The organism is Bradyrhizobium sp. (assembly GCF_052389815.1).
In the GTDB taxonomy this organism is placed as follows: domain Bacteria; phylum Pseudomonadota; class Alphaproteobacteria; order Rhizobiales; family Xanthobacteraceae; genus Bradyrhizobium.
On record NZ_JBQTHN010000114.1, the window covers coordinates 1 to 25,324 of the forward strand.

At 65.1% G+C, this 25,324-nt stretch carries 25 protein-coding genes and 1 tRNA gene; 8 read left to right on the plus strand and 18 right to left on the minus strand.

Going from position 1 to position 25,324, the window contains the following annotated elements; genetic code table 11:
• Positions 1 to 276 precede the first annotated feature (276 nt).
• Positions 277 to 849, minus strand: a complete 573-nt coding sequence (locus tag ACT4OC_RS19945) for a hypothetical protein (RefSeq protein WP_444840754.1) — start codon at positions 847 to 849, stop codon at positions 277 to 279.
• Between the two features lie 360 nt (positions 850 to 1,209).
• Here ACT4OC_RS19945 and ACT4OC_RS19950 point away from each other — a divergent pair, with 360 nt between their 5' ends.
• Entirely contained in the window at positions 1,210 to 1,869 is a 660-nt protein-coding gene (locus ACT4OC_RS19950; protein WP_444840755.1) for a peroxiredoxin, read from the plus strand.
• 132 nt (positions 1,870 to 2,001) lie between these two features.
• Here the strand turns inward: ACT4OC_RS19950 and ACT4OC_RS19955 are convergent, their stop codons facing one another.
• The 3 genes from ACT4OC_RS19955 to ACT4OC_RS19965 form a co-directional block, all read right to left on the minus strand.
• Complete coding sequence (locus tag ACT4OC_RS19955; RefSeq protein WP_444840756.1) at positions 2,002 to 2,403, minus strand: DUF2177 family protein; 402 nt, start codon at positions 2,401 to 2,403, stop codon at positions 2,002 to 2,004.
• Between the two features lie 100 nt (positions 2,404 to 2,503).
• Positions 2,504 to 4,213, minus strand: coding sequence for a methyl-accepting chemotaxis protein (locus ACT4OC_RS19960; protein WP_444840757.1), 1,710 nt, complete (start codon positions 4,211 to 4,213; stop codon positions 2,504 to 2,506).
• 269 nt (positions 4,214 to 4,482) lie between these two features.
• Positions 4,483 to 5,355 carry a DMT family transporter gene (locus tag ACT4OC_RS19965; protein WP_444840758.1) on the minus strand — a complete coding sequence of 291 codons (873 nt, stop codon included), beginning with the start codon at positions 5,353 to 5,355 and terminating at the stop codon, positions 4,483 to 4,485.
• Between the two features lie 101 nt (positions 5,356 to 5,456).
• Between ACT4OC_RS19965 and ACT4OC_RS19970 the strand changes: the two genes are divergently transcribed.
• Positions 5,457 to 6,584 (plus strand): S-(hydroxymethyl)glutathione dehydrogenase/class III alcohol dehydrogenase, encoded by a 1,128-nt coding sequence (locus tag ACT4OC_RS19970; protein WP_444840759.1) that lies wholly within the window; start codon positions 5,457 to 5,459, stop codon positions 6,582 to 6,584.
• A 155-nt stretch (positions 6,585 to 6,739) separates the two neighbouring features.
• Here ACT4OC_RS19970 and ACT4OC_RS19975 read toward each other — a convergent pair whose 3' ends face one another.
• Positions 6,740 to 7,186, minus strand: a complete 447-nt coding sequence (locus tag ACT4OC_RS19975; protein WP_444840760.1) for a hypothetical protein — start codon at positions 7,184 to 7,186, stop codon at positions 6,740 to 6,742.
• Between the two features lie 229 nt (positions 7,187 to 7,415).
• Between ACT4OC_RS19975 and ACT4OC_RS19980 the strand changes: the two genes are divergently transcribed.
• Positions 7,416 to 7,673, plus strand: coding sequence for a hypothetical protein (locus ACT4OC_RS19980; protein ID WP_444840761.1), 258 nt, complete (start codon positions 7,416 to 7,418; stop codon positions 7,671 to 7,673).
• Positions 7,674 to 7,719: 46 nt separating this feature from the next.
• Positions 7,720 to 7,796: transfer RNA gene (locus ACT4OC_RS19985), tRNA-Arg, on the plus strand.
• Between the two features lie 76 nt (positions 7,797 to 7,872).
• Here the strand turns inward: ACT4OC_RS19985 and ACT4OC_RS19990 are convergent.
• On the minus strand, positions 7,873 to 8,505 hold the full coding sequence (locus tag ACT4OC_RS19990) for a hypothetical protein (protein ID WP_444840762.1): 633 nt from the start codon (positions 8,503 to 8,505) through the stop codon (positions 7,873 to 7,875).
• 473 nt (positions 8,506 to 8,978) lie between these two features.
• On the opposite strand from ACT4OC_RS19990, the gene ACT4OC_RS19995 reads away from it, so the two are divergent.
• Positions 8,979 to 10,445, plus strand: a complete 1,467-nt coding sequence (locus ACT4OC_RS19995) for an ankyrin repeat domain-containing protein (RefSeq protein WP_444840763.1) — start codon at positions 8,979 to 8,981, stop codon at positions 10,443 to 10,445.
• A 270-nt stretch (positions 10,446 to 10,715) separates the two neighbouring features.
• Positions 10,716 to 10,931 (plus strand): hypothetical protein, encoded by a 216-nt coding sequence (locus tag ACT4OC_RS20000; protein ID WP_444840778.1) that lies wholly within the window; start codon positions 10,716 to 10,718, stop codon positions 10,929 to 10,931.
• Positions 10,932 to 10,999: 68 nt separating this feature from the next.
• On the opposite strand, the gene ACT4OC_RS20005 is transcribed toward ACT4OC_RS20000, so the two are convergent.
• From ACT4OC_RS20005 to ACT4OC_RS20015, 3 genes are all read right to left on the minus strand, one after another.
• A complete protein-coding gene (locus ACT4OC_RS20005) occupies positions 11,000 to 11,224 on the minus strand; it encodes a hypothetical protein (RefSeq protein ID WP_444840764.1) in 225 nt (74 codons plus the stop codon).
• Positions 11,225 to 11,610: 386 nt separating this feature from the next.
• Positions 11,611 to 11,979 (minus strand): hypothetical protein, encoded by a 369-nt coding sequence (locus ACT4OC_RS20010; RefSeq protein ID WP_444840765.1) that lies wholly within the window; start codon positions 11,977 to 11,979, stop codon positions 11,611 to 11,613.
• 196 nt (positions 11,980 to 12,175) lie between these two features.
• A complete protein-coding gene (locus ACT4OC_RS20015) occupies positions 12,176 to 12,694 on the minus strand; it encodes a hypothetical protein (protein ID WP_444840766.1) in 519 nt (172 codons plus the stop codon).
• A 261-nt stretch (positions 12,695 to 12,955) separates the two neighbouring features.
• Here ACT4OC_RS20015 and ACT4OC_RS20020 point away from each other — a divergent pair, with 261 nt between their 5' ends.
• The gene (locus ACT4OC_RS20020) at positions 12,956 to 13,339 is read left to right on the plus strand and encodes a VOC family protein (protein ID WP_444840767.1); all 384 of its coding nucleotides are present in this window, start codon (positions 12,956 to 12,958) and stop codon (positions 13,337 to 13,339) included.
• Positions 13,340 to 13,512: 173 nt separating this feature from the next.
• On the opposite strand, the gene ACT4OC_RS20025 is transcribed toward ACT4OC_RS20020, so the two are convergent.
• Entirely contained in the window at positions 13,513 to 13,947 is a 435-nt protein-coding gene (locus ACT4OC_RS20025) for a hypothetical protein (RefSeq protein WP_444840768.1), read from the minus strand.
• 319 nt (positions 13,948 to 14,266) lie between these two features.
• On the opposite strand from ACT4OC_RS20025, the gene ACT4OC_RS20030 reads away from it, so the two are divergent.
• On the plus strand, positions 14,267 to 14,617 hold the full coding sequence (locus ACT4OC_RS20030; protein WP_444840769.1) for a GrlR family regulatory protein: 351 nt from the start codon (positions 14,267 to 14,269) through the stop codon (positions 14,615 to 14,617).
• A 200-nt stretch (positions 14,618 to 14,817) separates the two neighbouring features.
• Here ACT4OC_RS20030 and ACT4OC_RS20035 read toward each other — a convergent pair whose 3' ends face one another.
• From ACT4OC_RS20035 to ACT4OC_RS20070, 8 genes are all read right to left on the minus strand, one after another.
• Positions 14,818 to 17,499: a PAS domain S-box protein gene (locus ACT4OC_RS20035; protein ID WP_444840770.1), complete on the minus strand. Its 2,682-nt coding sequence runs from the start codon at positions 17,497 to 17,499 to the stop codon at positions 14,818 to 14,820.
• A 213-nt stretch (positions 17,500 to 17,712) separates the two neighbouring features.
• On the minus strand, positions 17,713 to 18,513 hold the full coding sequence (locus tag ACT4OC_RS20040; RefSeq protein WP_444840771.1) for an NUDIX hydrolase: 801 nt from the start codon (positions 18,511 to 18,513) through the stop codon (positions 17,713 to 17,715).
• Positions 18,514 to 18,516: 3 nt separating this feature from the next.
• Positions 18,517 to 19,473: a dihydrodipicolinate synthase family protein gene (locus ACT4OC_RS20045; protein WP_444840772.1), complete on the minus strand. Its 957-nt coding sequence runs from the start codon at positions 19,471 to 19,473 to the stop codon at positions 18,517 to 18,519.
• 97 nt (positions 19,474 to 19,570) lie between these two features.
• Positions 19,571 to 20,452 carry an SDR family oxidoreductase gene (locus tag ACT4OC_RS20050; protein ID WP_444840773.1) on the minus strand — a complete coding sequence of 294 codons (882 nt, stop codon included), beginning with the start codon at positions 20,450 to 20,452 and terminating at the stop codon, positions 19,571 to 19,573.
• A gap of 118 nt (positions 20,453 to 20,570) precedes the next feature.
• Positions 20,571 to 21,431 (minus strand): MaoC/PaaZ C-terminal domain-containing protein, encoded by an 861-nt coding sequence (locus ACT4OC_RS20055; protein WP_444840774.1) that lies wholly within the window; start codon positions 21,429 to 21,431, stop codon positions 20,571 to 20,573.
• A gap of 79 nt (positions 21,432 to 21,510) precedes the next feature.
• Complete coding sequence (locus ACT4OC_RS20060; protein WP_444840775.1) at positions 21,511 to 21,900, minus strand: Zn-ribbon domain-containing OB-fold protein; 390 nt, start codon at positions 21,898 to 21,900, stop codon at positions 21,511 to 21,513.
• On the minus strand, positions 21,900 to 23,057 hold the full coding sequence (locus ACT4OC_RS20065; RefSeq protein WP_444840776.1) for a thiolase domain-containing protein: 1,158 nt from the start codon (positions 23,055 to 23,057) through the stop codon (positions 21,900 to 21,902). Before ACT4OC_RS20065 ends, ACT4OC_RS20060 begins: the two co-directional genes overlap by 1 nt.
• Before the next feature lie 243 nt (positions 23,058 to 23,300).
• Positions 23,301 to 25,324, minus strand: a 2,024-nt coding sequence (locus tag ACT4OC_RS20070; protein ID WP_444840777.1) for an indolepyruvate ferredoxin oxidoreductase family protein, incomplete at its 5' end; no start/stop codon positions are given.

The window sequence follows — 25,324 nt, forward strand, 5'->3', positions numbered from 1 at the left end:
GTCGGGATGTCCTGGCTGTACCTGTCAAATCCGTGTGCGTTTTCTTACTACCGTTGCACACGGTGCTGCGGGCGCAGCCGGCGCCCGGCCTTCTCCGCGCCCTCTATCCAGGAGGGAGCAACGAAGAAGCATAACCCGGGCGAAAGCGCGCCGCGGGAACGTTTATCCGCGTCTGGATCCCGGGCCGCACGCCCGGCCTCCCCCCACGAACGTCAAAAATGAAAACGGCGGGGAAGCGACCCCGCCGTTCGAAACGCGAAATGGCGATGGATGACCTCACATCATCCCGATGTCGAGCACGTTCGGCAGCTGCGCCAGCGGCACCGCGGCAGCGCCGATCACGCTCGCGACCATCGCCATCAGGGTGCGGTTGCTGCGCCGCTTGCCGCGCATCTGGCTCGCGACCCACTGCAGCGCCTCGGCGTTGGCCTTGATGGCCTGCGCCGGCGCCCAGCTCTCGATCGCAGTGTCCGGCGCCAGCGCCACGGTGCGCGGCGGCACCTTCACCCCCGCTTCGGCGGCGGCGTGATGGGCGACCGCCTTGGTCAGGAGATCGTCGAACCGGCCGCCGTCGCTGCGCTCGGCGGCGGCGTCGTGAATTTCGAACAGCGCCTCAACTTCGGCGCGGCAGACCGGCTGATGCTCGACGGCGGCAGCGGTGAGGATGCGCGCGCACCAGGCGGCGTCATCGGCGTCGAGCGAGCGGGAGAAGTGGATGCGGCCCTTGGTGGTCGGGCCTTCGCCGGTGATCACGCCGTCGCGGACGATGGTCAGGGCGTGGGCGGAGGTAGCGCGGCAGGACGGTTGAAGTGCGCCATTCTCGGCGGTCTCGGTACTCGGGGCAGACATCACGTGACTTCCAAATTCCTTGTTCCTGGCCAGCATTTCCATGCCGGACGTGAACGGGCGGTTAACGAATCGAAACCGGCGTTTCGACAATTCTAGATGGTTGCCGATTTGTCGCTGTTTACCGCGCCGTGGTTCGGGCCGGGCGTGATGAGGGCCATACAAGGCAAAAACGGGGCAGCGCCGCTGCCGCACCCGACGATTTTTCGTGACAGCAGCGCATCCAACAAGAAGGTGCTAGAACCTTGCGGCGACGGAGAAGGATTTCATCTTCTACATGAAGGCGTTCACTTAAGTCCCGGTCGCGCCTATACTCCGCCGGGACAGAATTTCCCAGCAACTAGAATGACATGAGGTTGTATCATGGCACTCCCCATTGGCGCTACCGCACCCGACTTTGAAGCCGAGACCACCGAAGGAAATATCAAGTTCCACGACTGGATCGGCAACAGCTGGGTGATGCTCTTCTCGCATCCGAAGGACTTCACGCCGGTTTGTACGACCGAACTTGGCTTGCTCGCCAAGCTGAAGCCCGAATTCGACAAGCGCGGCGTGAAGCTGATCGGTCTTTCCGTGGATCCGGTCGACCGCCACGCCAAATGGTCTGAGGACATCAAGGAAACGCAAGGCGCGGCTCCGAACTATCCGATGATCGGCGACACCGATTACAACGTCTCGAAGCTCTACGAGATGCTGCCAGCCTCGACCTCGGGCGATCCCCTCACCCGCACGCCGGCCGATAACCAGACCGTGCGCAACGCAATCGTGATCGGCCCCGACAAGAAGATCAAGCTGACGATCGTCTATCCGATGACCACCGGCCGCAACTTCCAGGAAATTCTGCGCGCGATCGACTCGCTGCAGCTGACCGCAAAGCACCGCGTCGCGACCCCAGCCGACTGGAAACAGGGCGAGGACGTCATTATCGCGGGCTCGGTGTCGGACGACGAGGCCAAGACGATCTATCCGCAGGGCTGGAAGGCGCCGAAGCCGTACATCCGGATCGTGCCGCAGCCGAAATAAAGGCCTCAGCCGTCATTGCGAGCGAAGCGAAGCAATCCAGCTTTGCCCAGCGAAAGAAGCTGGATTGCTTCGTCGCGGAGTTTATCATCGGGCCGCGCTTTGCGCGGACCCGTTGGCTCCTCGCAATGACGACTAGGCTCTCGGCACCAGCCAGTTCGCAATCAACAACCCGGCGGTCGAGGAGACCGCCGTCACCACTGCGCCCCAGCCTACATCGACGACGGCAACCGCCCAGCTCCAGTTCCTGAGCAGCGCCAGCGCGGTGAGATCGAAGGTCGCATAACAGAAGAAACCGAACAGCGTGCCGAACAGCACCGTGTGCTGCCAGGTCGCCGATGGCGACGCCGAGACGAAGACCAGAACGCCGACCACGTAAATCAAATAGAACAGCGCCGCCGGCAGCAGCTTAAGCTCGCCCAGCATGTTGCCGACCTGCGAGGTGAAAAAATCCTTGGCGACGAAGCCGAGGAACAGGAAATCGAGCGGTATGAGGACGAACTGCGTCGCCAGGTAAAGCACTACGTATCGGTTCACGGCAGCCTCCGCGCCCCCGCAAGGGCGCGCCCTCGGGTCTATCCGGAATTACGCTGCAGGTCGCCGCAGGTTTCAGCCGACGGACGGCGGCCCGCGGGCGTTACGCCGCCCGCACGCCGCTGAGGAACTTGTCCACCTCGGCCTTCAGGTGCAGGCTTTCCCCGGACAGCGCCTGCGCCGCCTCGAACATGCGCCCGGAGGTCTCGCCGGTCTCGCCGGCGCCGCGCGCGACGTTGCCGACATTGACCGCGACCGACGCGGTGCCGCTGGCGGCGGCGCGGACGCTGTGGGCGATGTTGGCGGTCGCCGCGCTCTGCTGCTCCACCGCCGCCGATATCGAGTTGGCGATCTCGCTGATGCGCTCGATGGTCTGGCCGATCGCCTTGATGGCGGCAACGGACTCCTCGGTCGCGACCTGCATGTTGCCGATCTGGCTGGAGATCTCCTCGGTCGCCTTCGCGGTCTGGCCCGCGAGGCTCTTGACCTCCTGGGCCACCACCGCAAAGCCGCGGCCGGCATCGCCCGCGCGCGCCGCCTCGATGGTGGCGTTGAGCGCGAGAAGGTTGGTCTGTTCGGCGATCGAGGTGATCAGCTTCACCACGTCGCCGATGCGGGTGCCCGCCTGCGACAGCTCGGTGATGCGCTGGTCGGTGGCCTCGGCCTGGCGGACGGCTTCGGCGGCAATCCCGTTGGATTCCTGGACGCGGCGGGTGATCTCCGCGATCGAGCTCGACAACTCGTCGGAGGCGGCAGCCGCGGTGCGGACATGCTCGGAAGCGGTTTCCGAGGCGCTGGCGGACTCGCCGGAGAGCTCGGCGGTGGTGCGCGCGGTCTCCGTGAGCCGGCGCGCGATGCGCTCGAACTCGCCGGAGGAGTTCATGACCTTGTCGATGATGCCGCCGACGCCGGTCTGGAAGTCGTCGACGAAATGGCGCAGCTCCGCCTTGCGCTGCTCGGCGGCGGCGGAGGCAGCGGCGGCCTGCTGCTCGCGCAGGCGCTGGCGCTCCTGGGCGTTGCTCTTGAACACGGCGACGGTGCGGGCGATCTCGCCGATCTCGTCGTGGCGCTCCTCGCAGTCCAGCGCAAGCTCGCTCTTGCCTTCCGCGATCGCGGTCAGCGAAGCCGTCACCGAGATCAGCGGCTTGGTGATGCGGCGGACGATCAGCATGGTCAGGAGCATCACGAGGATTGCCGCGACGCCGGCCGCGATCCCCATGGTCTTCATGGCCTGCCCCAGCATGTTCTCGAACTCAACCATGGGGATTCCGATGAAGAGGATTCCCACCACCTTCCCGGCCGGGCTCAGCACCGGATGATAGGCGGTCATGTAGTTCTTGCTGAACAGCACCGCGGGACCCTTGTAGGCCTCGCCCTTGCGCAACGGCGTCTGGCCGGGGTGATCCGGCGCAAGTTGGGTGCCGACGGCGCGGTCGCCGTTTTCCTTCTTCAGATTGGTGGAGCGGCGGATGAACTGGTTGCTGGCATCGTCATAGACGAACAGCGTGGCAACGCCCCCGGTGTAGGACACGGCGCGATCGACGATCGAGTGGTCCTTGAATTCCGGCATCTTGGCCATCTCGGCCTTGGCGACCCCGCCGCTGCTGACGCCGATCTTGGCCTCGGGGAATATCTCGGCGAAGGTCAGCGCCAGGGTGCGCAGATTGACCTCGATGTCGCGATAGGCACGCTGGTTGAACTCCGACGACAGCGACCAGTACGCGGCGCCGATCACAAGGCCGGTATTCAGGGCGATCAGAAGTACGGCGCAGATAACGGCCTTGGTACCGAGTTTGAGCTTGAGCGACGGCATGAATTTCCCCAGACGCATGACAGCCATGCAGAAGCGACTGAAATCGTGTCACATTTGACGGTTTTTCTTTACCATTGCCTTAACGAACACAACCCACAGGAAATGCTGGAGAATTCATTGCACGCGTTGCGCGCCTTCAGTGGCGATTCTTCGATGTCGCGAGCAGGCATTGCGCACCCGGCAGCAGGGCCGTGAGTGGGAGGCGACACAAGCAAAGCGGGTATACGGGTGCACGCGCAATCAAACGAAGCGCCGCTGCAATTCGAGGATCAGACGCGACGATTGACCAGGAGAACCGCCGCGGCGCAGGCGAGCATGCCGGCGATGGCAATGGCATCGAGGCGCTCGTCGAACAGCACGAATGCCATCAGCGAGGTCACCGCCGGGACCAGATAGAACAGGCTTGCTACCGAAGTTGCGGCCTGGTGGCGGATCAGCCAGTACAACAAGCCGATCGATCCGATCGACAGCGCCACCGCGAGCCAGCTCAGCGCGAGAATGAACTCGGTGGTCCAGTGCACCGTGCGGTCCTCGAACAGGAAGGCGCCGACCGTGAAGAACACGGCCACCGCGACATACTGCACCAGGTTGCCGCTGCGCCAGTCGATGCGGCCGCAGTAGCGGCGCTGGTAGAGCGTGCCGAGAGTGATGCTGACCAGCGACACGGCGGATGCGATCCAGCCCCATCCGGCCTGCCCGCTCATCGGCCGGTCGTGCAGGATCAGCGCGACACCGGCAAGCCCGATCGCGAGCCCGCCCCATTGCAGCGGCGTGACGCGCTCGCCGAGCCAGCGGTTGGCGATCGTCGAGGTCAGGATCGGCTGCAGGCCGGGGATGAGCGCGGACAGTCCGGCCGGAATCGACAGCGAGATCGCGATCGCGGTGCCGCCGAGATAGAAGCCGTGGACCAGAATACCGGCGACGATGCTGTGACCGACCTCGCGTCCCTTCGGCCAGGTCGGGCGGCCGATCGCGCAGATGATCGCCATCAGCACCACCACGATCGCCATGCGGATGGCGAGATAAGTCAGCGGGTCGGCATTGTCGACGACGTATTTGGTGCCGACGAAGCCGGTGCTCCACAGCACGACGAATATCGCCGGCGCCGCGCGGGCGGCGAATTTGTCGAAACCATCGGTCATTTGCCGCGCACTACTGCCCAATCCTGTGCTATGCGCAACACCCCCCGCCGAGGGGCCGCCCGCCCGCCATCACATAACAACGCTACCCGAGAGGAATCGTCATGGACGTACGCGCCGCCGTCGCCACCGCTGCAGGCAAGCCGCTGGAGATCACCACGGTCCAGCTCGAGGGCCCGCGCGAGGGCGAAGTCATGGTCGAGATCAAGGCGACCGGCGTCTGCCACACCGACGAGTTCACGCTCTCCGGCGCCGATCCCGAAGGCCTGTTTCCGGCGATCCTCGGCCACGAAGGCGCGGGCGTCGTCGTCGATGTCGGCAAGGGCGTGACATCGGTGAAGAAGGGCGATCACGTCATTCCGCTGTACACGCCGGAATGCCGGCAGTGCCCGTCATGCCTGTCGCGCAAGACCAACCTCTGCACGGCGATCCGCGCCACGCAGGGCCAGGGCATGATGCCCGACGGCACCTCGCGCTTCTCGATCGGGGGCAAGCCGATTCATCACTACATGGGCACCTCGACCTTCGCGAACTTCACCGTGCTGCCGGAAATCGCGGTAGCGAAAATCCGCGAGGACGCACCGTTCGACAAGGTCTGCTACATCGGCTGCGGCGTCACCACCGGCATCGGCGCCGTCATCAACACGGCGAAGGTCGAGCAAGGCGCGAAAGCGATCGTGTTCGGGCTCGGCGGCATCGGCCTCAACGTGATCCAGGGCCTGCGGCTTGCCGGCGCCGACATGATCATCGGCGTCGACATCAATCCCGGCCGCAAGGCATGGGGCGAGCGCTTCGGCATGACCCACTTCGTCAACGCCAAGGAGGCCGGCAAGGACCTCGTCCCTCACCTCGTCGACATGACGAAATCGGGCGCCGATCAGATCGGCGGCGCCGACTACCCCTTCGATTGCACCGGCAACGTCACCGTGATGCGGCAGGCGTTGGAAGCCTGCCACCGCGGCTGGGGCCAGTCGATCATCATCGGCGTTGCGCCCGCGGGCGCCGAGATTTCAACGCGTCCGTTCCAGCTCGTCACCGGCCGCGTTTGGAAAGGCACCGCCTTCGGCGGCGCACGCGGCCGCACCGACGTGCCGAAGATCGTCGACTGGTACATGCAGGGCAAGATCCAGATCGACCCGATGATCACGCATGTGATGCCGCTCGCTGACATCAACGACGCGTTCGAGCTGATGAAGCGCGGCGAGTCGATCCGGGGCGTGGTGACGTTCTAGTGGGGGGAGGTCTCGTGCCCCGCACGCGGCGCAGCGCGAAGCGGTGCGCTGCTGAGCCGGGGCCCATGGATGGCGAATGGATGGATGTGGGTCCCGGCTCTGCGGAGCAGCGTTTCACACTACGCCGCATCCGGGACACGGGAGCAGCGTCTAGCTCACCACTCTTCCGGGCAGGGATCGACGATCTTCCACAGCTCGGTGCCGTTCTTGATCTTCTTCATCTCGTTGGTGAGCCCGCCATTGCGGCGGATCCAGTTCTTCACCGTGTCGGGGTAATAGGACATCAGGTCCGAGGTACCTTCGGCGCTGGTGACCTTGATGCCGAAGGTGAAGGCCTTGTCGTAATAGGCGAGATGGAAGCCGACGCTCGCCTTCGGCGTGACGCAGATCTTGTTCATCGGCACGATGCCGAACACCAGCGTGCAGGCGGAATTGCAGATGCCGTCGATGATGACGCGCTCGCCCCGCTCGCGGATGCGCTTGTACTTGACCTTGTATTCCTCGACATAGCCGCCGTGGTCGCGCCTGATATGAAGGTCGGCGCGCGCCGGGCCGGCGGCAACGGCGAACAGAGCGGTCAGGGCAAGAAGAGTGATGCGCATGGGAAAACGACTTACGGAACAGCCTTCTGGAGCACGAAATTGCCAATCCTGACCCGGACCAAGCCCGAAGACTCTGGCGGGACTGTGTTGGGAATTCGTTAAGTATCCCAAACCGGAGGAAAAATCGCCTCTGTGGCCAATTTTCCGCACATTTGGGCGCAACTTGCGTAGAATGCATCCGGATCGGTCCAAAAGTCCCGGATTCAGACGGGGGTAGCGGAGTATCGTAATGAGGAAATTGAAGCTTTTCGCCGCCGCCGGCCTGCTCGCAGCGACCGCCATCGCCCCGAATCTGGCCGAAGCCCGCCATCACCACCGCTACTGGCGCGCGAGCCCGCTACCCTACCCGATCAGCTATCTGCACAATTATGGCCCCGGCCCCATGCCCGGCACCTTCGCCTACTACGATGGCCCGGCCACCGTGAAATGCCGCCAGAGCGCCGCCGCCTATATCGGCCAGGACCGCCGCCGCTATCCCTGCTTTTGAGGTACGGCTGGCAGGCTGTTCCCGGTTCTGATAAGCGACCGGACAGGCGCTCGTAGCTCAGCTGGATAGAGCATCGGATTTCGATTCCGAGGGTCGGGAGTTCGAATCTCTCCGAGCGCGCCAAACGCCAATTTCGCGCGACCACCCTCGGCCGTTCCGAGCAGCCGATGTCATGAACGCGGCACGATGCGGGTTCCGCTCATGTGCGGCGCCGCACCCAGCCCGCGCCCACGTTCTCGGTGACGGGCCTGGTGTGGCGGAACGCGGACCAGCGCCCCTCGACGGCCGTGCGCAGCTCCGCCGCCGTCGCCGGCAGCGCCTCGTGCTGCAATGCGACCTGCACCAGGTCGCCCTTCGGAATGAAATTCGTGTCCCATCCCGGCCCGCGCAGGAACCATGAATTCACATGAATGTGCCGGTCGTAGAAGGTGCGCGTGACCAGCACGACGGTCACGCCCGGCACAAACACCGATTTGCCGGCGACCCGGCCGCTGATGTCGATGGAATCGACGCCCTGAACCGCGTGCCAGGGAATCAGCACGGTCTTCACGAAATCCATGTGCAGGCGCAGCCCCGCAGGCGACAGGGTCAGCATCGGCTGGGGTGAGTGCCAGCGGACGAAACCGTAGACCGCGGATGCGGCGCCGATCGCGAGTGCAAGCCCCACCATCATCCATTGGAAGGCGCCGAAATCGCTCGGCTGCAGCCAAACGAGGACAGCGCCCGCGGCCAGCGCCACCACGCCGTACTTCAAAAACCACCAGCCTACCTTGCTGCTGGTGTAGGTGAGCGTCTTCTGGACGTCGATCACCTTGCCGAGCACGTCAGTCATCGCGCAGCCCCTTCGGTGCAGCCGCCGACCGGCAGCGACCGCTATAAAAGGCGTGGATTTGCCATTGGTCGACTGGGGATGCGAGGAGGTTCGCGGCTCCATCTGGCGCCCAGCCAGCCCAGCGGGTTCCCGATGAAACGATTTTCCGTACCGGACGAAAAACTCTGGAAACAACTCGGCCATTATGGTGGCGCCAACAACGAACAGGTGGCGTCATGGATATCGTAGCAGCGTTCCTGGCACTGGTGAGCATTGGCGTTTTTGCGGCCCACACTCTGGACGCGCTCCGCACCGGCTAGCGCTCGCAGGCCGCTTGACTTCCCGCTCTCCCCGGTCCTAGCCTCGCCCTCGGGTCGGCTAGGCGACCTACGGGCCGCGTAAAGGGTTCAACCCGCCTTTTCAGCTACCACGCTGACGTCTCCTTCTTTCTGCCCGTGATGCGGTCGCCGGGCGCTTTGGAAAGAAGGTGTCCCATGCCGCAGGCATTGCCCGCGAATCCCGATCTCGACTGGTTGAAGAAGGCCGCGAAGAAGCGGCTTGCCGAGCTGCGCGGTCGCGCGCCCGAAACCAAACTGCATCAGGCGCAGTTCGCCGTCGCCAAAGACTACGGCTTTACGAGCTGGCGCGCGCTCAAGGCGCATATCGATCACATCAGCGGCGTGGCCGACGGGCGCGAGCGCGTCCTTGCGGCCGCGCACGACGGCGACGTCGAGGCGATGCGGCGCGCCCTTGCATCCGGCTTCGATCCCGCGACACAGGATCGCGACGGGCGCACGGTCTACCAGATCGCCAAGGAGCAGGGACACGGCGCGATCGAAATTCTGGTGCGCGATATCCAGGGCGGGCGTCTCTTCCCGGAGGCCGAGCAGGCCAAGGTGCAGGCCATCGCCACCGCAGCCCTATCCGGCGATGTCGCGGCGCTGGCCGAACGGCTCGATGCGACGCCGGAATTGATCGATGCGCTGGCGGGGCGCGGGCTCGAGAAGGCCACTGCCCTGTGTCTGGCCGCGCTGCACAATCGGCACGGCGCAGCCCGCCTGCTGATCGAGCGCGGCGCCGATCTCAACAAGCGTGACTTTCCCGACAACGCCGGCCCTCTGCACTTCGCTGCGGCCCGTGGCGACCTCGAGATGATCGGCCTGCTGGTCGAGGCCGGCGCCGACATTGACGGCGATGGCGACGATCACGCCGTGGGTGTGCTGGGATGGGCAACGTGCTTCGATCAGGTCCGCCACGACGTCGCCGCTTACCTGCTCCACCACGGCGCCAGGCTGAATGTGTGGACCGCAATCGCGCTCGACCGGCCGGATGAGCTGCGGGAGATGATCGCAAGGGACCCTGCCCTGCTCTCCGCGCGCATGAGCCGCAACCAGCATCGGCGCACGCCGCTGCATCATGCAGCCGCCAAGAATCGGCTGCGAATGGTGCAGCTGTTGCTCGAGCTCGGCGCCGACCCAAACGCGCCCGATGCGACGGGGGCGACCGCATTGACCACGGCCTCCCAGGAGCGCGCCGATCCGGCCATCATTGCCGCGTTTGCGGAAGCCGGGGCCAGGCTCGACCTCATCACCGCCATCAATACCGGACGCTTCGACGAGGCGGAGACAATGCTGCGCGAGGACCCTTCGCGCATCGGTCCGGATGGCGCCGACACCATTGCGCTGCACCTCGCGGTCAGCAAGAACAACACCGCCGCCTTGCGCTGGCTGCTCGCGCACGGCGTTGCCGTCAATGCCGAGCGCATGATGTGGGACTGCAACCACACCGCCCTGCACATGACCGTGGAGAACGGCGCGATCGACATGGCACGGCAGCTGCTCGATGCCGGCGCCAATCCGAATATCCGTGACGATAAGTTCGGCTCCACCGCGCTCGGCTGGGCGGAGTTCTTCGGCAAGCCCGATTTCGCTGAACTCATCCGCGCGAGGGGCGGCGTCTAGCGGCGGGTCTCGACCGCTATCGAAAAAAGGCCCCGCCGGCCTGGAGGTCCGACGGGGCCGAGGAGTAACCGCGATGCTCAAATTGCGCGGATGGGCATACTCTATGGCGCGCCGGTAAAAGCCGGCTTCAAGGCGCTAACGGAAACCGGCAAATGTGCAAATAATCTTCCCCGGGTTGTTTGCAGCCCCGTCCGCCGGGACTAGCATTGCGCTTTTCCGGAGACCCGCTTTTTTCAGGAGGCCCATTTGAGAACGATACTTATCCTGGCGATGATTGCGCTGTTCGCTGCGCCGGTCGCCCGGGCACAGATGTTGGTCGACCCGACAAAGGTAGCGCCCGAGTACCGGGAGGCCGCCGAGAAGCGGCGCGTCGAGCAGCTCCGGCAGCGCGAATGCGGACGGAAGGCGGACGCGGACAAGATCCTGCCGCGCGACCGCACTGCCTATCTCAACCACTGCCTGGAGGCCGCGGCGGCCAAGCAGTAGTCTGCACGACACCAGACATGGCGAAGGGCGCCACTCCGGACGGAATGGCGCCCCTCATCTCGCTGCGATCAGTCGCAAATCCGCCTGCGCACCTCGACCCTCTCGCCAAAGCGATTGGTCCGATGCGTGATCACCGTCCGGCAGCCACCGTAATCGTTGTAGTAGCCGTAGGGCCGGTCGGGCCCCACATAAACGCCGCCCGGGCCAACGCCAAACTCGACGGCATTTGCGGTGGCGACCGTTCCGATGGTCAGCGTCGACAACGCGACGAGCGCCAGCATGGTTCGCTTCATAGGCACCTCCTCTCGGAAATGACGCAAGCAGAGGGCCAACCATGGACGCTCCGATCCGTTCCGCGGCCGGTATTCACATCGCGCATCGCAGAAATGCTATGGTTGGGCGAAGGACCGCTGTTTCACATGCGAAACCGTGAACACGCCAACGGAACAGGGAACCGATGATCCGTTCCACCGCCGCGGCGCTCGCCCTGCTCTCAACCGCTCTCGGAATATTGCCGCCTGCCCGCGGCGACCCTCGATGCCTTCTTCGTCGCGCCATCGATGGGCCTGTTTTTCCGCCATCGCATCGCGGCGCCGGCGACGCAGTTCGCCTGCGATCCCGCCAACTGAAAAGGCCGCACGACGTGCGGCCTTTGATCTGACGAACCTGGAAGATCAGCTCACCAGGTGCTGAAGAATCCGTAGCGGGCGATGCGCAGCGGCTGGCCCGGGGCCTTGGCGGTCTTGCGCTTCTTCGCTGCGGGCACGTCAGCCTTCTTCGGCTCCGGGGTAAACTGAGCAAAGGTTTCGCGCACGCGAGCCGTTGGCGTGAATTCAGGCGCCGGCGCCGGACTGGAAAGCGCGGCCTGCACGGTCGGCGCGGCCTTCGGAACGATGGTCGGCTGTGTCGTGTCGAACACGATGCGCTCGGGCCATTTCTGCTCGGACTTGATGCGCAGCGTGGACTTGTCGACCGTGCCGGCGCTCTGGATACCGCTGTCGGCCACCGCCTTGGGCGAGAAGAAATCGAACGCGAACAGCAGCGCCATCAGGGCACCGCCGACAAACAGGAAATATCGAGCCAAGGGCATCATCTCGGTCACCGCTTCCTACCGCGAATCGCGCGGATCACCGCCCAGCCGGCCGGTATGCCAATTAGTCCCGGGCGCCCGGGCAGGGTTCACCGGCAGCGGTAACTTTTTTGGGAATACGGGCCAATCCGGCCGCTGCAACTCGGAATCGGGGTTAAACCCGGCTTGCCGCGATCAGCGCACATTTAGCTTTATCGGCATTAACGTTGACAAAGCCGACATGGACGCGGGTGAAGGTCCTGCGGCTCTTCATTTCCACGGCCCCGTTGATCACGCGCTTGCGGTCGGTCAGATGGCTGCCGTCCCGGCGGACAAAGGTGCAGGAAATCTCGATGTCCCGTACCGCATAGTCGTTGGCATTGCGCAGCGTGAAGGTGACCAGCGCTTTCGAGCCAAGGCCGCCCCGGCGCCAGGACTGCGAGGAAATCCTCAGGCCATCGAGCGGCGAGCCGGCCGGCGCTTCAGCCGACGTGGCAGGCCGAGCCGCGTCCGGCAGATCCGGAGTTGCCGTTGCGGTGTCCCTGGCGGGTTGAATGACGGCGGACTGGAGCACCGCCGGCTTGTCATCGGCGTCGCTGAGCGTGGGCCACAGCACCCAAGCCAGGCTGCCCGCAATCACGACCGCCGCAATGCCGGCACCCAGACCGGCAATCGACCGAGCGCGCCTCGTCATGGCCATCGCCTCCCGCCCCGGCCACGGCCGGCGCAAAAAAATGCCGTCGCGGCTTCACCGCACGGCTCTGAAGGACGATAGCCGCCATGGGTCCGCCACTGACTGCTCAACGCAACAAAGCCCGCTTGGTTGCATAGCGCCACGGCAATATTGCGGCGCTCGCGGAGGCCGAGGCTTGGCAATCGGCAAAGACGGCCGCTAGATTTGCGCCGCATCGACAGGCCGCAGGCGAAAGCGGCGGGACGCCAAGGGGAGCGCACCATGATTCAAGTCACCTGGGACCACGTTCACCTCCGCAGCCCGGACCCCGAGTCGACGGCGGCGTGGCTGCGCGACATCCTCGGCGGCGAGATCGTGCGCAGCGCCGGCCGGATCGACGTCAAGCTCGGCGGCGCCAATGTCTTCATCGCCCCGGTCACGGCCGGCGATAGCGTCAGCGCTCCGCCGGTCACGCCGTATCAGGGACTCGACCACCTCGGGCTCACCGTAAAGGACGTCGACGCGGTCGCCGCCGAGATCAAGGCCAAGGGCGTCGAGTTCACGATGGAGCCGACCACCATCCGTCCAGGCGTGCGCATCTGCTTCCTGCGCGGGCCGCAGGGCATCTCGATCGAGCTCCTGGAGCGCGACAAGAAGTACGCGTGATGGTTTTGCACACGGTGCCCGATCCTCATGGTGAGGAGCGCCTCTTGGTGAGGAGCGCCTCTTGGCGCGTCTCGAACCATGAGGCCACAGAGCGGGCCTCCATCCTTCGAGACGCCGCGCAAGAGCGCGGCTCCACAGGATGAGGGCGTAGAGCCGAACGTGGGCGCTCAGGGCTACGTCATGCTGCCCGGCATGAAGCAGCGGATCGTGAGACCGCCCCAGCCCTTGATCGGCCAGACCATGGTACGGCCGGCGCGATTAGGCTCGGTGATGACAGCATCATCGGGCACGTCGTGCCATTCGCCTTCGATCCTGACGCGATAGTGGCCGCTCTTGCTCTCCCAGTCGGGATCGGCAACGGCATAGCCGTCCGCGTCGGAGCAGCACGGGCCCTTGCCGGATTTGAGACTGTCGAACCATTGATTGAGCTCGGGGCGGCTGTAGTCGTGCGCGTGGCTGAATTGGGAGACCAGTCCGAGCAGCAGTGCAAGGCCGGCCAGCCGTAGCGGTACCTTGCAACGCCGGACGAGCTGCCGGCCGAAAGTCCCCGATTCGTTGTCAGTGCATCGGCGTGCGCTTGCGCCGCCGGAATCGATCCAGTTGGTCACCTTTCTCTTGCTCCACTACCGCGCGCGCATTCCGCAAAGTGGGCACAGCTGTTGCGATTGTTGCGATACGAATGCGCATACGGCTTTCGTTTGAAGCGCTTCCCGACCGGTAACCGCTACCCACTTGGCCGGAAGGCACTCACCCCAGTGCAACAACGTTCAATGCATATCGCGGGCCAGTTCGATTCGCCGTCCGGATGACTACGGAAGGCCGGTTCGGTGGCGCCGGCCAACCTGCCGCGTTGCGCACGCTGCCGGGCTTTGGCATAAATATCGGACCCGGTCGCCGTTGGGCGACGGTGGCCGGCCCTGGGACACGATGAAGAACGGGCTGTACTCGATCCACGTCAACTTGCTCGACGGGCGCGCCGGCAAGGGAAGCGGGGTGATTCTGTTCCGCGATGGACAGATCCTCGGCGGCGATGCCTATTTGTTTTACACCGGCAGCTACACCGTGAAGGACAACACGTTCAAAGGCGAGGTGCTGGTGCAGCGGCACACCACCCCGCGCCAGGACGACAACCCCTTGTTCGGCGGCCCCGCTCCGGTCGGCATCGGCGTCTCCGGCACCTTCACCGATACGCGCGGCGTGATGAACGGCACCGCGCTGGTCGGCAAGGCGAGCCAGATCTTCGGCGCGACGCTGCACAAGCTCGCGGACGTCAACTAGCGCCGCAAGCGCGAAGCACCAACAATTCGGGTCCGGGATGCGACGCGGTACCGCTGCACGCGTGCCGGCGTGCGTCCTCGAAGCGCGTGGGGCGGCGCCCGGCAGGACCGGGACTCAAAATTGCGAAAACAACCCCATGCAAAGTAGGCTGGCCCGCGGGCTCGCAGCACGCGCGCTCCGGGCGCCACGCACCCTGCCGGCTATTCCGCGGCCAGCTCCACCGGCGCGATGCGCGGCAGGATGATCTGGATGCGCGTGCCCCCGCCCGGCTCGGAGTCCAGATCGAGCCGGCCGCCAAGGCGCGTGGTGACGATGCTGTAGACGATGTGCAGGCCGAGGCCCGTGCCGCCCTGGTCGCGCCGCGTCGTGAAGAAGGGATCGAAGGCGCGGCGGCGCACGTCCATGCTCATGCCGATGCCGTTGTCGGAGAACAGCACCTCGACATTGTCCTTGCCGGATTCGCGAACATGGATTTCCACCGTGCCGGCGCGGCCGTCCGGGAAGGCGTGCGCCACCGCATTGAGGAACAGGTTGGTCAACACCTGGCCGTAGGGCCCGGGATAGCTGTTCATGGAAAGATTGGGCTGGCACTCGACGTTGAGCGTGAGGTTGTGCTTGCGCAGGCCCGGGCGCAGGCTCATCACCACCTGCTCGGTGAGGTCGCCGAGGTCGAACACGCGCTTGTCGGAATAGTTGCGGTCGGCGGCGACCTGCTTGAACGACTGGATCAGCTCGGCGGCACGGTTGAGATTGGCGACCAGCTGCGAGGACGCATCGCGGCTGGTCTCGAGATATTCGTTGAGACTCGAGCGGCGCAGCTCGCCGCGCCCTACTTCGGCGGTGAAATTTGCGGTCTTGCGCTCCAGCGCGGAGGCCACCGTCAGGCTGATGCCGACGGGGTTGTTGACCTCATGGGCTACGCCGGCGACGAGGCGGCCGAGCGCGGCGAGCTTTTCCGCCTCGATCAGCGAGTTCTGGGTTTCGCGCAGATTGCGCAGCGCGGCTTCGGCGGCGTCGCGGGCCTTGCGCATCTCCTGCTCGCCGCGCTTGCGCTCGCCGATGTCGAGCGCGACGGTGACGATGTTCTCGATCTCGCCGTCGGCATCGAGCAGCGGCAGCTTGTTGACCAGCCATTGCCGCATGTTGCCGGCGGAGTCCTTGTACTCCTCCTCGTAGAAACCGAGCTCCCTGCCCGCCGTCAGAACGCGCTTGTCGTGCTCGTCGGTCTTCGCCGCGCCGTAGCGCGACATCAATTCGCCGGTGGTGCGGCCGATGGCGTCCTGCGGCTCGATGCCGAAAATACCGGCCATGTAGCGGTTCATCAGGACATATTGCAGGTCCCTGTCCTTGACGTTGATCACCGCCGGCACGGTGTCGATCACCTGCTGCAGCAGCCGCCGGCCTTCGGCGATGGCGTCTTCCGCCCGCTTCTGGTCGGTGATGTCGCGCACCACGCCTTCGTAGCGCGCCACCTCGCCGGCGTCGTTGCGCACGGCGCTGGCGGAGTCCGACAGCCACAGGATCGTGCCGTCGCGGGCGCGCACCTGGTATTCGAACTCGCGCACCATGCCGTCGCGCTGCATCAGCCGCTGATATTCCGCCCGCGCGGACTTGTGCACGTAGACGCTATCGGCGACGTCGTTGATACCGGCGATCAACTCCTGCGGCGTCGCATAGCCCATCATGCGCGCCAGCGCGGGGTTGGCATCGAGCAATTCGCCGCCGGGCGTCGTCACGTAGATGCCGTCGACGGAGGATTCGAACAATTTGCGATAACTCTCCTCCGCCTGCCGCTGCTCGGCGAGCGCCCGCACGGCGGCTTCCCGCGCGGCATCCGCATCCACCAGGGTCTGGCGGAACACCTCTGCAGCGCGGGCGATGTCGCCGATCTCGTTGTCGACGTCGGCCGCCGGGATCGGAACGTTCTTCTCGCCGCCGGCCACCGACCGGATCGCCGCCGCGATCTGCGCCAGCGGGCGCACCGTGCGGCGCACCACGAAGGCCGCTGCGAACAATCCGATCAGCACACCCATGGTGCCGAGCACGATGCTCTGCCACCTGGCTTCCGCAAGCGTGCGGGCGAAATCCCGCGCCAGCACATGGCCGCGCCGCGTGCTGACCTCGCGGAGCAGCTCCGTGACGCGCTGGATCAGCCGGCCTTCGGCGCCCAGCACCTCCTTGTCGATTTCGGCGATCTGCCGTTCGCGGATCGCAATCGCGATGACCGCCTCGGCATAATTGTTGGCGGCCTGGCGCAGCCCCGGATCCGCGATCGTCATCGCGCGGATGCCTTGAGCAGCGACTTCGGCGGCCGAAGGATTGCGCGCAAGCAGGCCTGCGGAGATGCGGTTCTGGAACTGAAACAGCTCCGCGGTGACGGCGGCATCGGTATTGCCCGCAATCGCGGCGTCGAGCCTGTCGCGCAACGGAGGCAGGCCGGTGATGAGATCGGCGCGGCGGTTGATCAGCACGGAGATCCGCTCGATGCCGGAGCGGTAGGTCGAAAGACGCTCGGTAACGCCGTCGATCATGTCCTGCTGCTCGGGCGCCAGCTCGAGCCGGGTCGATTTCAGGACGTCGCTCAACGCGGTCGTCGCCTCCGCGATCTGGGTCGACTGGGTGCCGGGTTCGGTGACGAAGTCGCGCGCGGCAAGCCGCAGCTCGTTGATGCGCCGGTCGATGTCCTGGGCGAGGTCCCCCACGCTCTGCAGCCGCTGCAACTCGGCAAAGGTCTGGTCGATATGGCGGATGGCAATGACGCTTGCGGCGCCGGTCACGACGATGACCGCCAGCACCAGCATGAAGCTGCCGAAGGTCATCTGGCCGATCGACAGCGAGCGCACCCGGTGATTCGGCGGATTCGGCGGCGTTTCGGCAGTCATGCGGGTGGGACCGGTCTCCAATCGGCCCCAATATACGACGTCTTCCGGGGCGGGGGGAACACGTTGAAATTTGTCATAAATCCCACCGGCCGGCGCCCCGGGCGTCGCCTCCGGGCCAATGGCTGCCCCCGCCCCGGCCCAGCCCGTTCCGCCGCCCCGGCAGGCGCTGCCACGCCCGCGACCCGCGCCGCCTCGCACCATGGGCAAGGCCTGTCAGCCCGCCGCGCCGACCTCGAACACGTCGCCGTCGTAGCCCGCTTCCAGGGGAATGCGGAGCATCCGGCCCGTTGCGGTCCTGGTCAGGATCGGGGTGACCGCGACGACGTTCTTGCCGCGGCTGTCGTCGAGCGCGGCCTGAACGCTCGCCTGCTTGCCGAGCTTGATCAGGTTGCGCGTGGTCGGAAACGGCAGCTTGAAGCGGCCGGTCTCGCCGCCTTCCAGCGCCTCGCGTGGCGATACCCAGATGGAGTCAGTGGATTCTTTGCCGTCATGGGCGCCAAGCTGGTCCGGCGGAGCGGCCGCCAGGAAGAACCAGGTGTCGAAGCGCTTCGGCACGCCCTCGGGCGTGATCCAGTGCGCATAGGGCACGAGCTCGTCGAGCGCGAGCACCATGCCGCTTTCGTTCAACACCTTCAGGAAGCTGGTCTTGCCCTCGCAAAGCTCTGCGCGATGCGCCGCCTCGATCTCGCCGGCGTGCCCGGCATCGATGAGCGCCTTCGATCCCTTCGGCCGCGCCAGCAGGATGCCGCTTTCCTCAAAGGTCTCGCGGACGGCCGCGATGCGGAAACTGAGCTCGGCGGCATCCATCCCCTCCCCGCCGGAATAGAGCGAGGGGTCGGCAATGATGTCGTTGTCGCCCTTGTCGACGCTGCCGCCGGGAAACACCAGCGCGCCGGAATTGAAGTCGATCTCATAGTGGCGGACCATCATGAAGACTTCGATCTCCTGCCGGGCGGCGGCATCGCGCAGCAGCAGGATGGTGGACGCCGGACGCGGCTTGACGACTTCGGCCATGGATCAGCCTGCGGCGCTCGATTGCGGTTGCAGATTGGCGCGGCGGTCGTAGCGCGCCACCCGCGATAGCAGGTAATCGACCTCCGCCTTCGCTGTCGCCGTAATCGTCGCACCCGGCTTGCGCTGGGCGCTGGAGGCGATGATGCCGCGCTTCTGCAGCACGTATTTGCGAACCGAGAGGCCCGCGCCCGGCTGTTGCTCGTAGCGGATCAGCGGCAGGTGCGCGTCGAACAAATCATGCGCGGCATCGCGCTTGCCTTCCTTGGAGAGTTTTACGACGTCGATCAAAAGCTCCGGGAAGGCATAGCCGGTCATCGCGCCGTCGGCGCCGCGCTCCATCTCGAAATCGAGGAACAGGCCGCCATTGCCGACGAGGATCGAGAGCTCGCGAAGCGAGCCGTCCTTCTGGAAGTTGCGCAGCGTGGAAATCTTTTCCAGCCCCGGCCAGTCCTCATGCTTGAGCATCACGCAGGATGGATTTTCCATGACGATCTTGCGGATCACCGCCGGCGTGAACACGACCGAGAGCGTCAGCGGATAATCCTGCAGCACCCAGGGAATGTCGTCGCTGATCGCTTCCTGCGCCTGCTTGAAATAGCCCGATATCTGGTCGTCGGTGCGCAAGGACGGCGGCGGCGCGATCATGACGCCGGCCGCGCCGGCATCCATCGAGGCTTTGGCCAGCGAGCGCATCGAGGCAAAGCCCGGCGCGGAGACGCCGACGATCACCTGCATGTTCTTCGCCCGCTTGACGAAGCGGACCGCCACCTGCTCGGCCTCGGCCGCATCGAGCTTGGGTGCCTCGCCGAGGATGCCGAGCACGGTAACGCCGTCGCAGCCGACCGAGGTGTAGAAATCGGTGAGCTTGTCGATCGATTTCTCGTCGATGCGGCCGTCGTCATGGAACGGCGTCGGTGCAATCGCGAAGGTGCCGGCGGCCTTGGCGGTGAGTTTTGTCATGTGTGCCTCTCTCTCAGTCATTCCGGGGCACGCGAAGCGTGAACCCGGAATCTCGAGGTTCCGGGTCTGGTCCTTCGGACCATCCCGGAACGACGGTTTACTTGAATCTCCGCGCCGACTTCTTGATGTCCTCTTCGGAGAAGAAGATCTCCTTGGCGTGGGTGACGATATCCTCGGCCTTCCATCCCGTGAACGGCGGCGTCCAGCCTTCCATTTCCATCATCCGCATCTCGCGCACGCCACGGGGGCCGGAGACGCCGAGCACCTTGCCGGTCTGGTCGCCGGAGAGATCCGAGACCATGTATAGCACGGCCGGCGCGATTCCGTCCGGCCCGAGCGCGGCGCCTGGGTTCTCCTTGTAGCGGGGCAGGTCTGCGGTCATGCGGGTCAGGGCGCCCGGCGCCAGCGTCCAGATCCGGATGTTGTATTTGCGGCCCTCGATCGCCAGCACGTTGGACAGGCCCCAGATGCCGCCCTTGGCCGCGCCGTAGTTGGTCTGGCCGAAATTTCCGATCAGGCCCGAGGTCGAGGAGGTGTTGACGATGACGCCGCCGCCGTTCTCGCGCATCCATTTGAACACCGGCTGGGTGCAGCAGAAGGTGCCCTTGAGATGTACCTTGATTACCCTGTCCCAGTTGGCTTCCTTGGCCTTGGCGAAGGTCTCGTCGAGCAGGATCCCGGCGTTGTTGACGAGGATGTCGGCGCGGCCGAAATTCCTGATGGCGTCGTCGAACACCGACTGGCCGCCGGCCATGGTCGAAATGTCGGCGCCATTGGGGACCGCGCGGCCGCCCTCAGCCTTGATCTCGTCGACCACCTTCTGCGCCATCGACTTGTCGGAGCCCGAGCCGTCGCGGGGGCCGCCGAGATCGTTGACCACGACAGCCGCGCCCTCGCGCGCAAACAGTTTCGCATAGGCCTCGCCGAGCCCGCCGCCCGCGCCGGTGATGATGGCAACCCTGCCGTCGAGCAATCCCATTGCGTTTCGCTCCCTCGTTCATTCCGTCATTCCGGGATGGTCCGAAGGACCAGACCCGGAATCTCGAGATTCCGGGTTCGATGCTTCGCATCGCCCCGGAATGACGACATGTGTGTTCTTAACCCAGCACCGTCTTGCCACTCTTGATGACGGTGACGCCCCTCGCCTTCACCTTGGCCTCGAACGAAATCACGTTGCCGTCCTTCCACATCTCCATGGTGACGGTCTCGCCGGGATAGACGGGCGATGAGAACCGCACCGCGTGCTGCCGGAAGGCCGACGGATCGTAATCGGCATAAGTCTGCAGCACGCCGCGGCAGGTGATGCCGTAGGTGCACATGCCGTGCAGGATCGGCCGGGGAAATCCGGCCTTACGGGCGAACTCCGGATCGGAGTGCAGCGGATTGCGATCGCCGCAGAGGCGATAGATCAGGGCCTGGTCCGGACGCGTGGAAATGTCGACCGTCTGGTCCGGCGCGCGCGACGGCATCGCGTGCGGTTCGGGCTGCGTGAGGCTGGGGCCGCCGAACCCGCCATCGCCGCGGGCAAAGCGCGAGGCGACGATGGTTGCCAGCTGCTCGCCCTTTTCGTTCCTGAGCACCGTCTGGTGGCTGATCACCACGCCCTTGTCCTTGCCCTTGTCGTAGACCTCGCGCACCGTGGAGTCGGCGGTGATGTGAGCAACCGTCGGCAGCGGCTGGTGGAAAGTAATGTCGCGCTCGCCATCCACCACCAGCACGCGGTTGAGATTCATTTCGCCGGGACCCGCGCCCCATGCCGCTACCGATGCAAAGGTCGGCACCACCTTCAGCGGACGCGGCGTCAGCGTGCCCTCGTTGACGAAGGCGAGCTCCTTCTCGTCCATGGGATCGGCGCCAAGGCCGATGCCATAGGCATAGAGCATCACCTCGCGATCCGTGTAGGCGTATTTCTGGCTGAGGTTCTTGAGGCCCTTTAGTTCGTCGTATCTTGCCGACATTTGTTCGACTTCCTCCCCGAACTTTTTCCCTTCCGGCGCTTATTGCTGCGCCCTCTCCCCTTGCGGGAGTGGGCCACACTTAGGCCGGCGTGAAGAACGGCAGCGGCGCGCCGTCGGTTGGCTTCCACACCACCTTCACCTTCTGTCCGATCTTCAAGCTCTTAAGGTCGCAGTCGACGAAATTGGTCTGCAGCGACGGACCTTCCTTCAGCGTGACATAGCCGATCGCGTACGGCCCGGTCGGCGACTTCCGCATCAGGCTGTAGGTGTAGATCGTGCCCTCGCCGGAAGCTTCCTCCCACACCGTCTTGTCGGAGAAGCAGAACGGGCAGATCGAGCGTGGGAAATAATGCGGCTCGCCGCAGGCGGTGCAGCGCTTGATCATGAACTTGCCGGTCTTCGCCGCTTCCCAGAACGGCGCGGTCTCCGGATTGGTCACCGGCGCATTGTATTTCTTCGGCTCAGTCATCACACGCGCTCCAGAATGCAGGTTGAGGCGGCGTGACGCACGCCGAGAAGCCCGCCGGTGCCGTGCGCGACCGCAAGATCGCAGTTCTTCACCTGCACCTTGGGGTGGGCCTCGCCGCGCAACTGCCGCACGGCCTCGAGGATCTTCGTCATGCCGCCGCGGTTGACGGGATGGTTGCTGCACAGCCCGCCGCCGTCGGTGTTGAACGGCAGCTTGCCGACGCCCGAGATCAGATTGCCGTCGGCGACGAACTTGCCGCCCTCGCCCTTCTTGCAGAAGCCGAGGTCCTCGATCTGCATCAGCACGGTGATGGTGAAGCTGTCATAGATCGAGGCGTATTTGATGTCCTTGGGCGTGACGCCGGCCTCCTCGAACGCGCGCGGGCCGGACCAGACGCCGGCGGAATAAGTGAGATCGAGATCCCTGCCGCCGCGCGGCCCCTTCATCGCCTCGCCATGGCCGATCAGCCGGACCAGCGGTTTCTTCAGGCTCTTTGCGATCTCGGGCGTCGTGACGATCATCGCGCCGCCGCCGTCGGTGACGACGCAGCAATCCATGCGATGCAGGGGATCGGAGATCATCGGCGAGTTCAGCACGTCCTCGACGGTGACGACGTCCTTGAGCATCGCATGCGGATTGTATTGCGCGTGATGGGAGGCCGCGACCTTGATCCAGGCGAGCTGCTCGCTGGTGGTGCCAAAGTCGTGCATATGACGCATGGCACACATGCCATAGGCATTGTGCGTGGTGGCCCCGTAGGCCTGCTCGAAATCCATCTCGGCGCCGGCCGCGCGCGGCGGCATCGGGCCGGTGCGCGGCTTGCCCGCCAGCGTCACCAGCGCGACCGAGCACTTGCCCGCCGCGATGGCCTCGGCGGCGTGGCCGAGGTGAATGAGATAGGAGCAGCCGCCGGTCTCGGTGGAATCGACGTGGCGCAGTTTCTTGCTATCGAGACCGAGATAATCGACCATCGGCCACAGGCCGCCCGGCGCGTCGCCGGCCATAAAGTAACCGTCGACATCGTCCTTGGTGAGCCCGGCATCCTCCAGCGCGCCCTTGGCGACTTCGGCATGGAGCTGGGCGGTGGATTTGTCGGGTGCATGCCGGGTGGGATGCTCGTAGATCCCGGCAACGTAGGCCTTCCCCTTGATGGTCAATTGTTTCTCCGCTGGCGTTTCTTGTTCCAGCGAATTTCTTGGCCTGTACGGGCGGCCTTGGCAAGCGCCGAGATATTCCGCCCGGTGAGAGGGCTATGCGTCAGCGTTCGTCCCTGCGAAAGCAGGGACCCATAACCACCGATATCTGCCGTGAGCGCAAGCTTGGGGCTCCAGCCTTCACAACACCAACGGCTGTGGTTGTGGGCCCCGGCTCGCGCTGCGCTTGGCCGGGGCGACAGTGAGTTACTCCGCCGCCATCTGCCGCGGCGCCGGCGGCGGGTTGGCGAGGTCGGCGGTGAGCTGCTCGTGGCGCGCTTTCGCGTCCTTCACTGCCTTCTCCTTCACCGGGCCGTAGCCGCGGATGCGATCGGGCAGCGAGAGCAGTTCGACCGCGGTGTCGTGCGTGGCCGGCGACAACAGGTCGAGCACTTTGGCGACGCCCTTCTCGTAATCGGCGATCAGCTCGCGCTCCAGCGTGCGATCGGCGCTATAGCCGAACACGTCGAGCGCCGTGCCCCGCAGGAAGCGGAATTTCGCCAGCACACGGAACACGCTCATCATCCAGGAGCCGAAGGCGCGCTTCTTCGGACGGCCCAGCGCATCGACGCCGCGGCTAAGGATCGGCGGCGCAAGGTTGAAGTTGAACTTGAATTCGCCCTCGAACTGGTCGCGAAGCTGCCGCTCGAAATTGCCGTCGGTGAAGAGCCGCGCCACCTCGTACTCGTCCTTGTAGGCGAGCAGCTTGGCGTAGTTGATTGCGACGGCGCGCGGCAGCGCATCGCCGTAGCCGCCCCGGGCGGCGGCATCGCGCACCTGGTCGACCAGCTTGCGGTATCGTTTTGCGAGCCGCGAGCTCTGGTAGTCGGTCAGCAGGCCCATGCGATGGGTGATGATCTCGTCGATCGTCATCGAATCCAGGGTCTTCGCCGGGACGACGGCGTCGTGATCCTTCATCATCTCCTTGAACCGCGCCGGGTCGGAAGCCGCAAGCCGGCCGAGCTGGAAGCCCTGCGTGTTCATCTTGATCGCAACGCCGTTGACCTCGATCGCCTGCTCGATCGCTTTCGCCGAGAGCGGCAGCAAGCCGCGCTGGTAGGCGTAACCCAACATCATGATGTTGGTGGCGATGGAGTCGCCAAGCAGCGCCTCGGCGGGCGTCGTGAAATCGAAGAAAGAAGACTCCTTGCGCAGCTCCGTCTCCAGCACGGAATTGAGCTTGCGGGTCTGGAAGTTGAAGTCGCGGTTGAGGATGAAGTCCGCGGTCGGGATGATGTGGCTGTTGATGATGCCAACCGTGCGGGCGGCTTCGCAGAGCGTCACCATATCCTTCGACACCGCCACCACTTCATCGGCGGCGAGAACGAGGTCCGCCGTGCCGGTGACGATGCGTGAACACGTGACGTCGGCGGTATGCTCGGAAAGCCGGACATGGCTCAGCACCGCACCGCCCTTCTGGGCGAGGCCGGACATGTCGAGGATCATGCTGGCCTTGCCCTCGATATGGGCGGCCATGCCGAGCAGCGCGCCGATGGTCAAAACGCCGGTGCCGCCGACGCCGCCGACGGCGATGTTATAGGGCCGGTCCAGTGAAGGCCGGGACGCCGGCTCCGGCAATTCCCCGACGCTGCCGAGGTCCGGCGGCGCACGATGGCGCAGCTTGGCGCCGTCGACGGTGACGAAGGAAGGGCAGAACCCTTTCAGGCACGAATAGTCCTTGTTGCAGGTCGACTGGTTGATGGTGCGCTTGCGGCCGAGCTCCGTCTCCAGCGGCTCGACCGAGATGCAGTTCGACTGCACCGAGCAGTCGCCGCAGCCCTCACAGACGGCCGGATTGATCAGTACGCGGCGCGCCGGGTCTTCCATAAGGCCGCGCTTGCGGCGGCGGCGCTTTTCGGCGGCGCAGGTCTGCACGAAGACGATGGCCGAAGTGCCCTCGAGCTCGCGACAGGTCCGCATGACCGCGTCGAGATCGTCGCGATGCGCAACCTTCACGCCGGGAGCGATGTCGGAAGGTGGATATTGATGCGGGTTCTCGGAGACCAGATAGATTTCGCGGATGCCTTCGCTATGGAGCTGGAAGGTGATCTGCTGCGGCGACAGCTCGCCATCGACATGCTGGCCGCCGGTCATGGCGGTCGCGTCGTTATAGAGGATCTTGTAGGTGATGTTGGCGCCCGAGGCGATCGACTGGCGGATCGCCAGCGAGCCGGAGTGGAAATAGGTGCCGTCGCCGAGATTGGCGAAGACGTGCTTCTCCTTGGTGAAGG

Bases quoted from the DNA above. Each gene is read 5' to 3' on its own strand.
- ACT4OC_RS20000 (WP_444840778.1), top strand. From the start codon at position 10,716: ATGATTGCGCTGTTCGCTGCGCCGGTCGCCCGGGCACAGATGTTGGTC.
- ACT4OC_RS20020 (WP_444840767.1), top strand. From the start codon at position 12,956: ATGATTCAAGTCACCTGGGACCACGTTCACCTCCGCAGCCCGGACCCC.
- ACT4OC_RS19980 (WP_444840761.1), top strand. From the start codon at position 7,416: ATGAGGAAATTGAAGCTTTTCGCCGCCGCCGGCCTGCTCGCAGCGACC.
- ACT4OC_RS20015 (WP_444840766.1), bottom strand. From the start codon at position 12,694: ATGACGAGGCGCGCTCGGTCGATTGCCGGTCTGGGTGCCGGCATTGCG.
- ACT4OC_RS20005 (WP_444840764.1), bottom strand. From the start codon at position 11,224: ATGAAGCGAACCATGCTGGCGCTCGTCGCGTTGTCGACGCTGACCATC.
- ACT4OC_RS20030 (WP_444840769.1), top strand. From the start codon at position 14,267: ATGAAGAACGGGCTGTACTCGATCCACGTCAACTTGCTCGACGGGCGC.
- ACT4OC_RS20060 (WP_444840775.1), bottom strand. From the start codon at position 21,900: ATGACTGAGCCGAAGAAATACAATGCGCCGGTGACCAATCCGGAGACC.
- ACT4OC_RS19970 (WP_444840759.1), top strand. From the start codon at position 5,457: ATGGACGTACGCGCCGCCGTCGCCACCGCTGCAGGCAAGCCGCTGGAG.
- ACT4OC_RS19975 (WP_444840760.1), bottom strand. From the start codon at position 7,186: ATGCGCATCACTCTTCTTGCCCTGACCGCTCTGTTCGCCGTTGCCGCC.
- ACT4OC_RS20050 (WP_444840773.1), bottom strand. From the start codon at position 20,452: ATGGGATTGCTCGACGGCAGGGTTGCCATCATCACCGGCGCGGGCGGC.
- ACT4OC_RS19990 (WP_444840762.1), bottom strand. From the start codon at position 8,505: ATGACTGACGTGCTCGGCAAGGTGATCGACGTCCAGAAGACGCTCACC.
- ACT4OC_RS19995 (WP_444840763.1), top strand. From the start codon at position 8,979: ATGCCGCAGGCATTGCCCGCGAATCCCGATCTCGACTGGTTGAAGAAG.
- ACT4OC_RS20045 (WP_444840772.1), bottom strand. From the start codon at position 19,473: ATGACAAAACTCACCGCCAAGGCCGCCGGCACCTTCGCGATTGCACCG.
- ACT4OC_RS19950 (WP_444840755.1), top strand. From the start codon at position 1,210: ATGGCACTCCCCATTGGCGCTACCGCACCCGACTTTGAAGCCGAGACC.
- ACT4OC_RS19945 (WP_444840754.1), bottom strand. From the start codon at position 849: ATGTCTGCCCCGAGTACCGAGACCGCCGAGAATGGCGCACTTCAACCG.
- ACT4OC_RS19960 (WP_444840757.1), bottom strand. From the start codon at position 4,213: ATGCCGTCGCTCAAGCTCAAACTCGGTACCAAGGCCGTTATCTGCGCC.
- ACT4OC_RS20010 (WP_444840765.1), bottom strand. From the start codon at position 11,979: ATGGCGCTGCTGTTCGCGTTCGATTTCTTCTCGCCCAAGGCGGTGGCC.
- ACT4OC_RS20035 (WP_444840770.1), bottom strand. From the start codon at position 17,499: ATGACTGCCGAAACGCCGCCGAATCCGCCGAATCACCGGGTGCGCTCG.
- ACT4OC_RS20055 (WP_444840774.1), bottom strand. From the start codon at position 21,431: ATGTCGGCAAGATACGACGAACTAAAGGGCCTCAAGAACCTCAGCCAG.
- ACT4OC_RS19965 (WP_444840758.1), bottom strand. From the start codon at position 5,355: ATGACCGATGGTTTCGACAAATTCGCCGCCCGCGCGGCGCCGGCGATA.
- ACT4OC_RS20040 (WP_444840771.1), bottom strand. From the start codon at position 18,513: ATGGCCGAAGTCGTCAAGCCGCGTCCGGCGTCCACCATCCTGCTGCTG.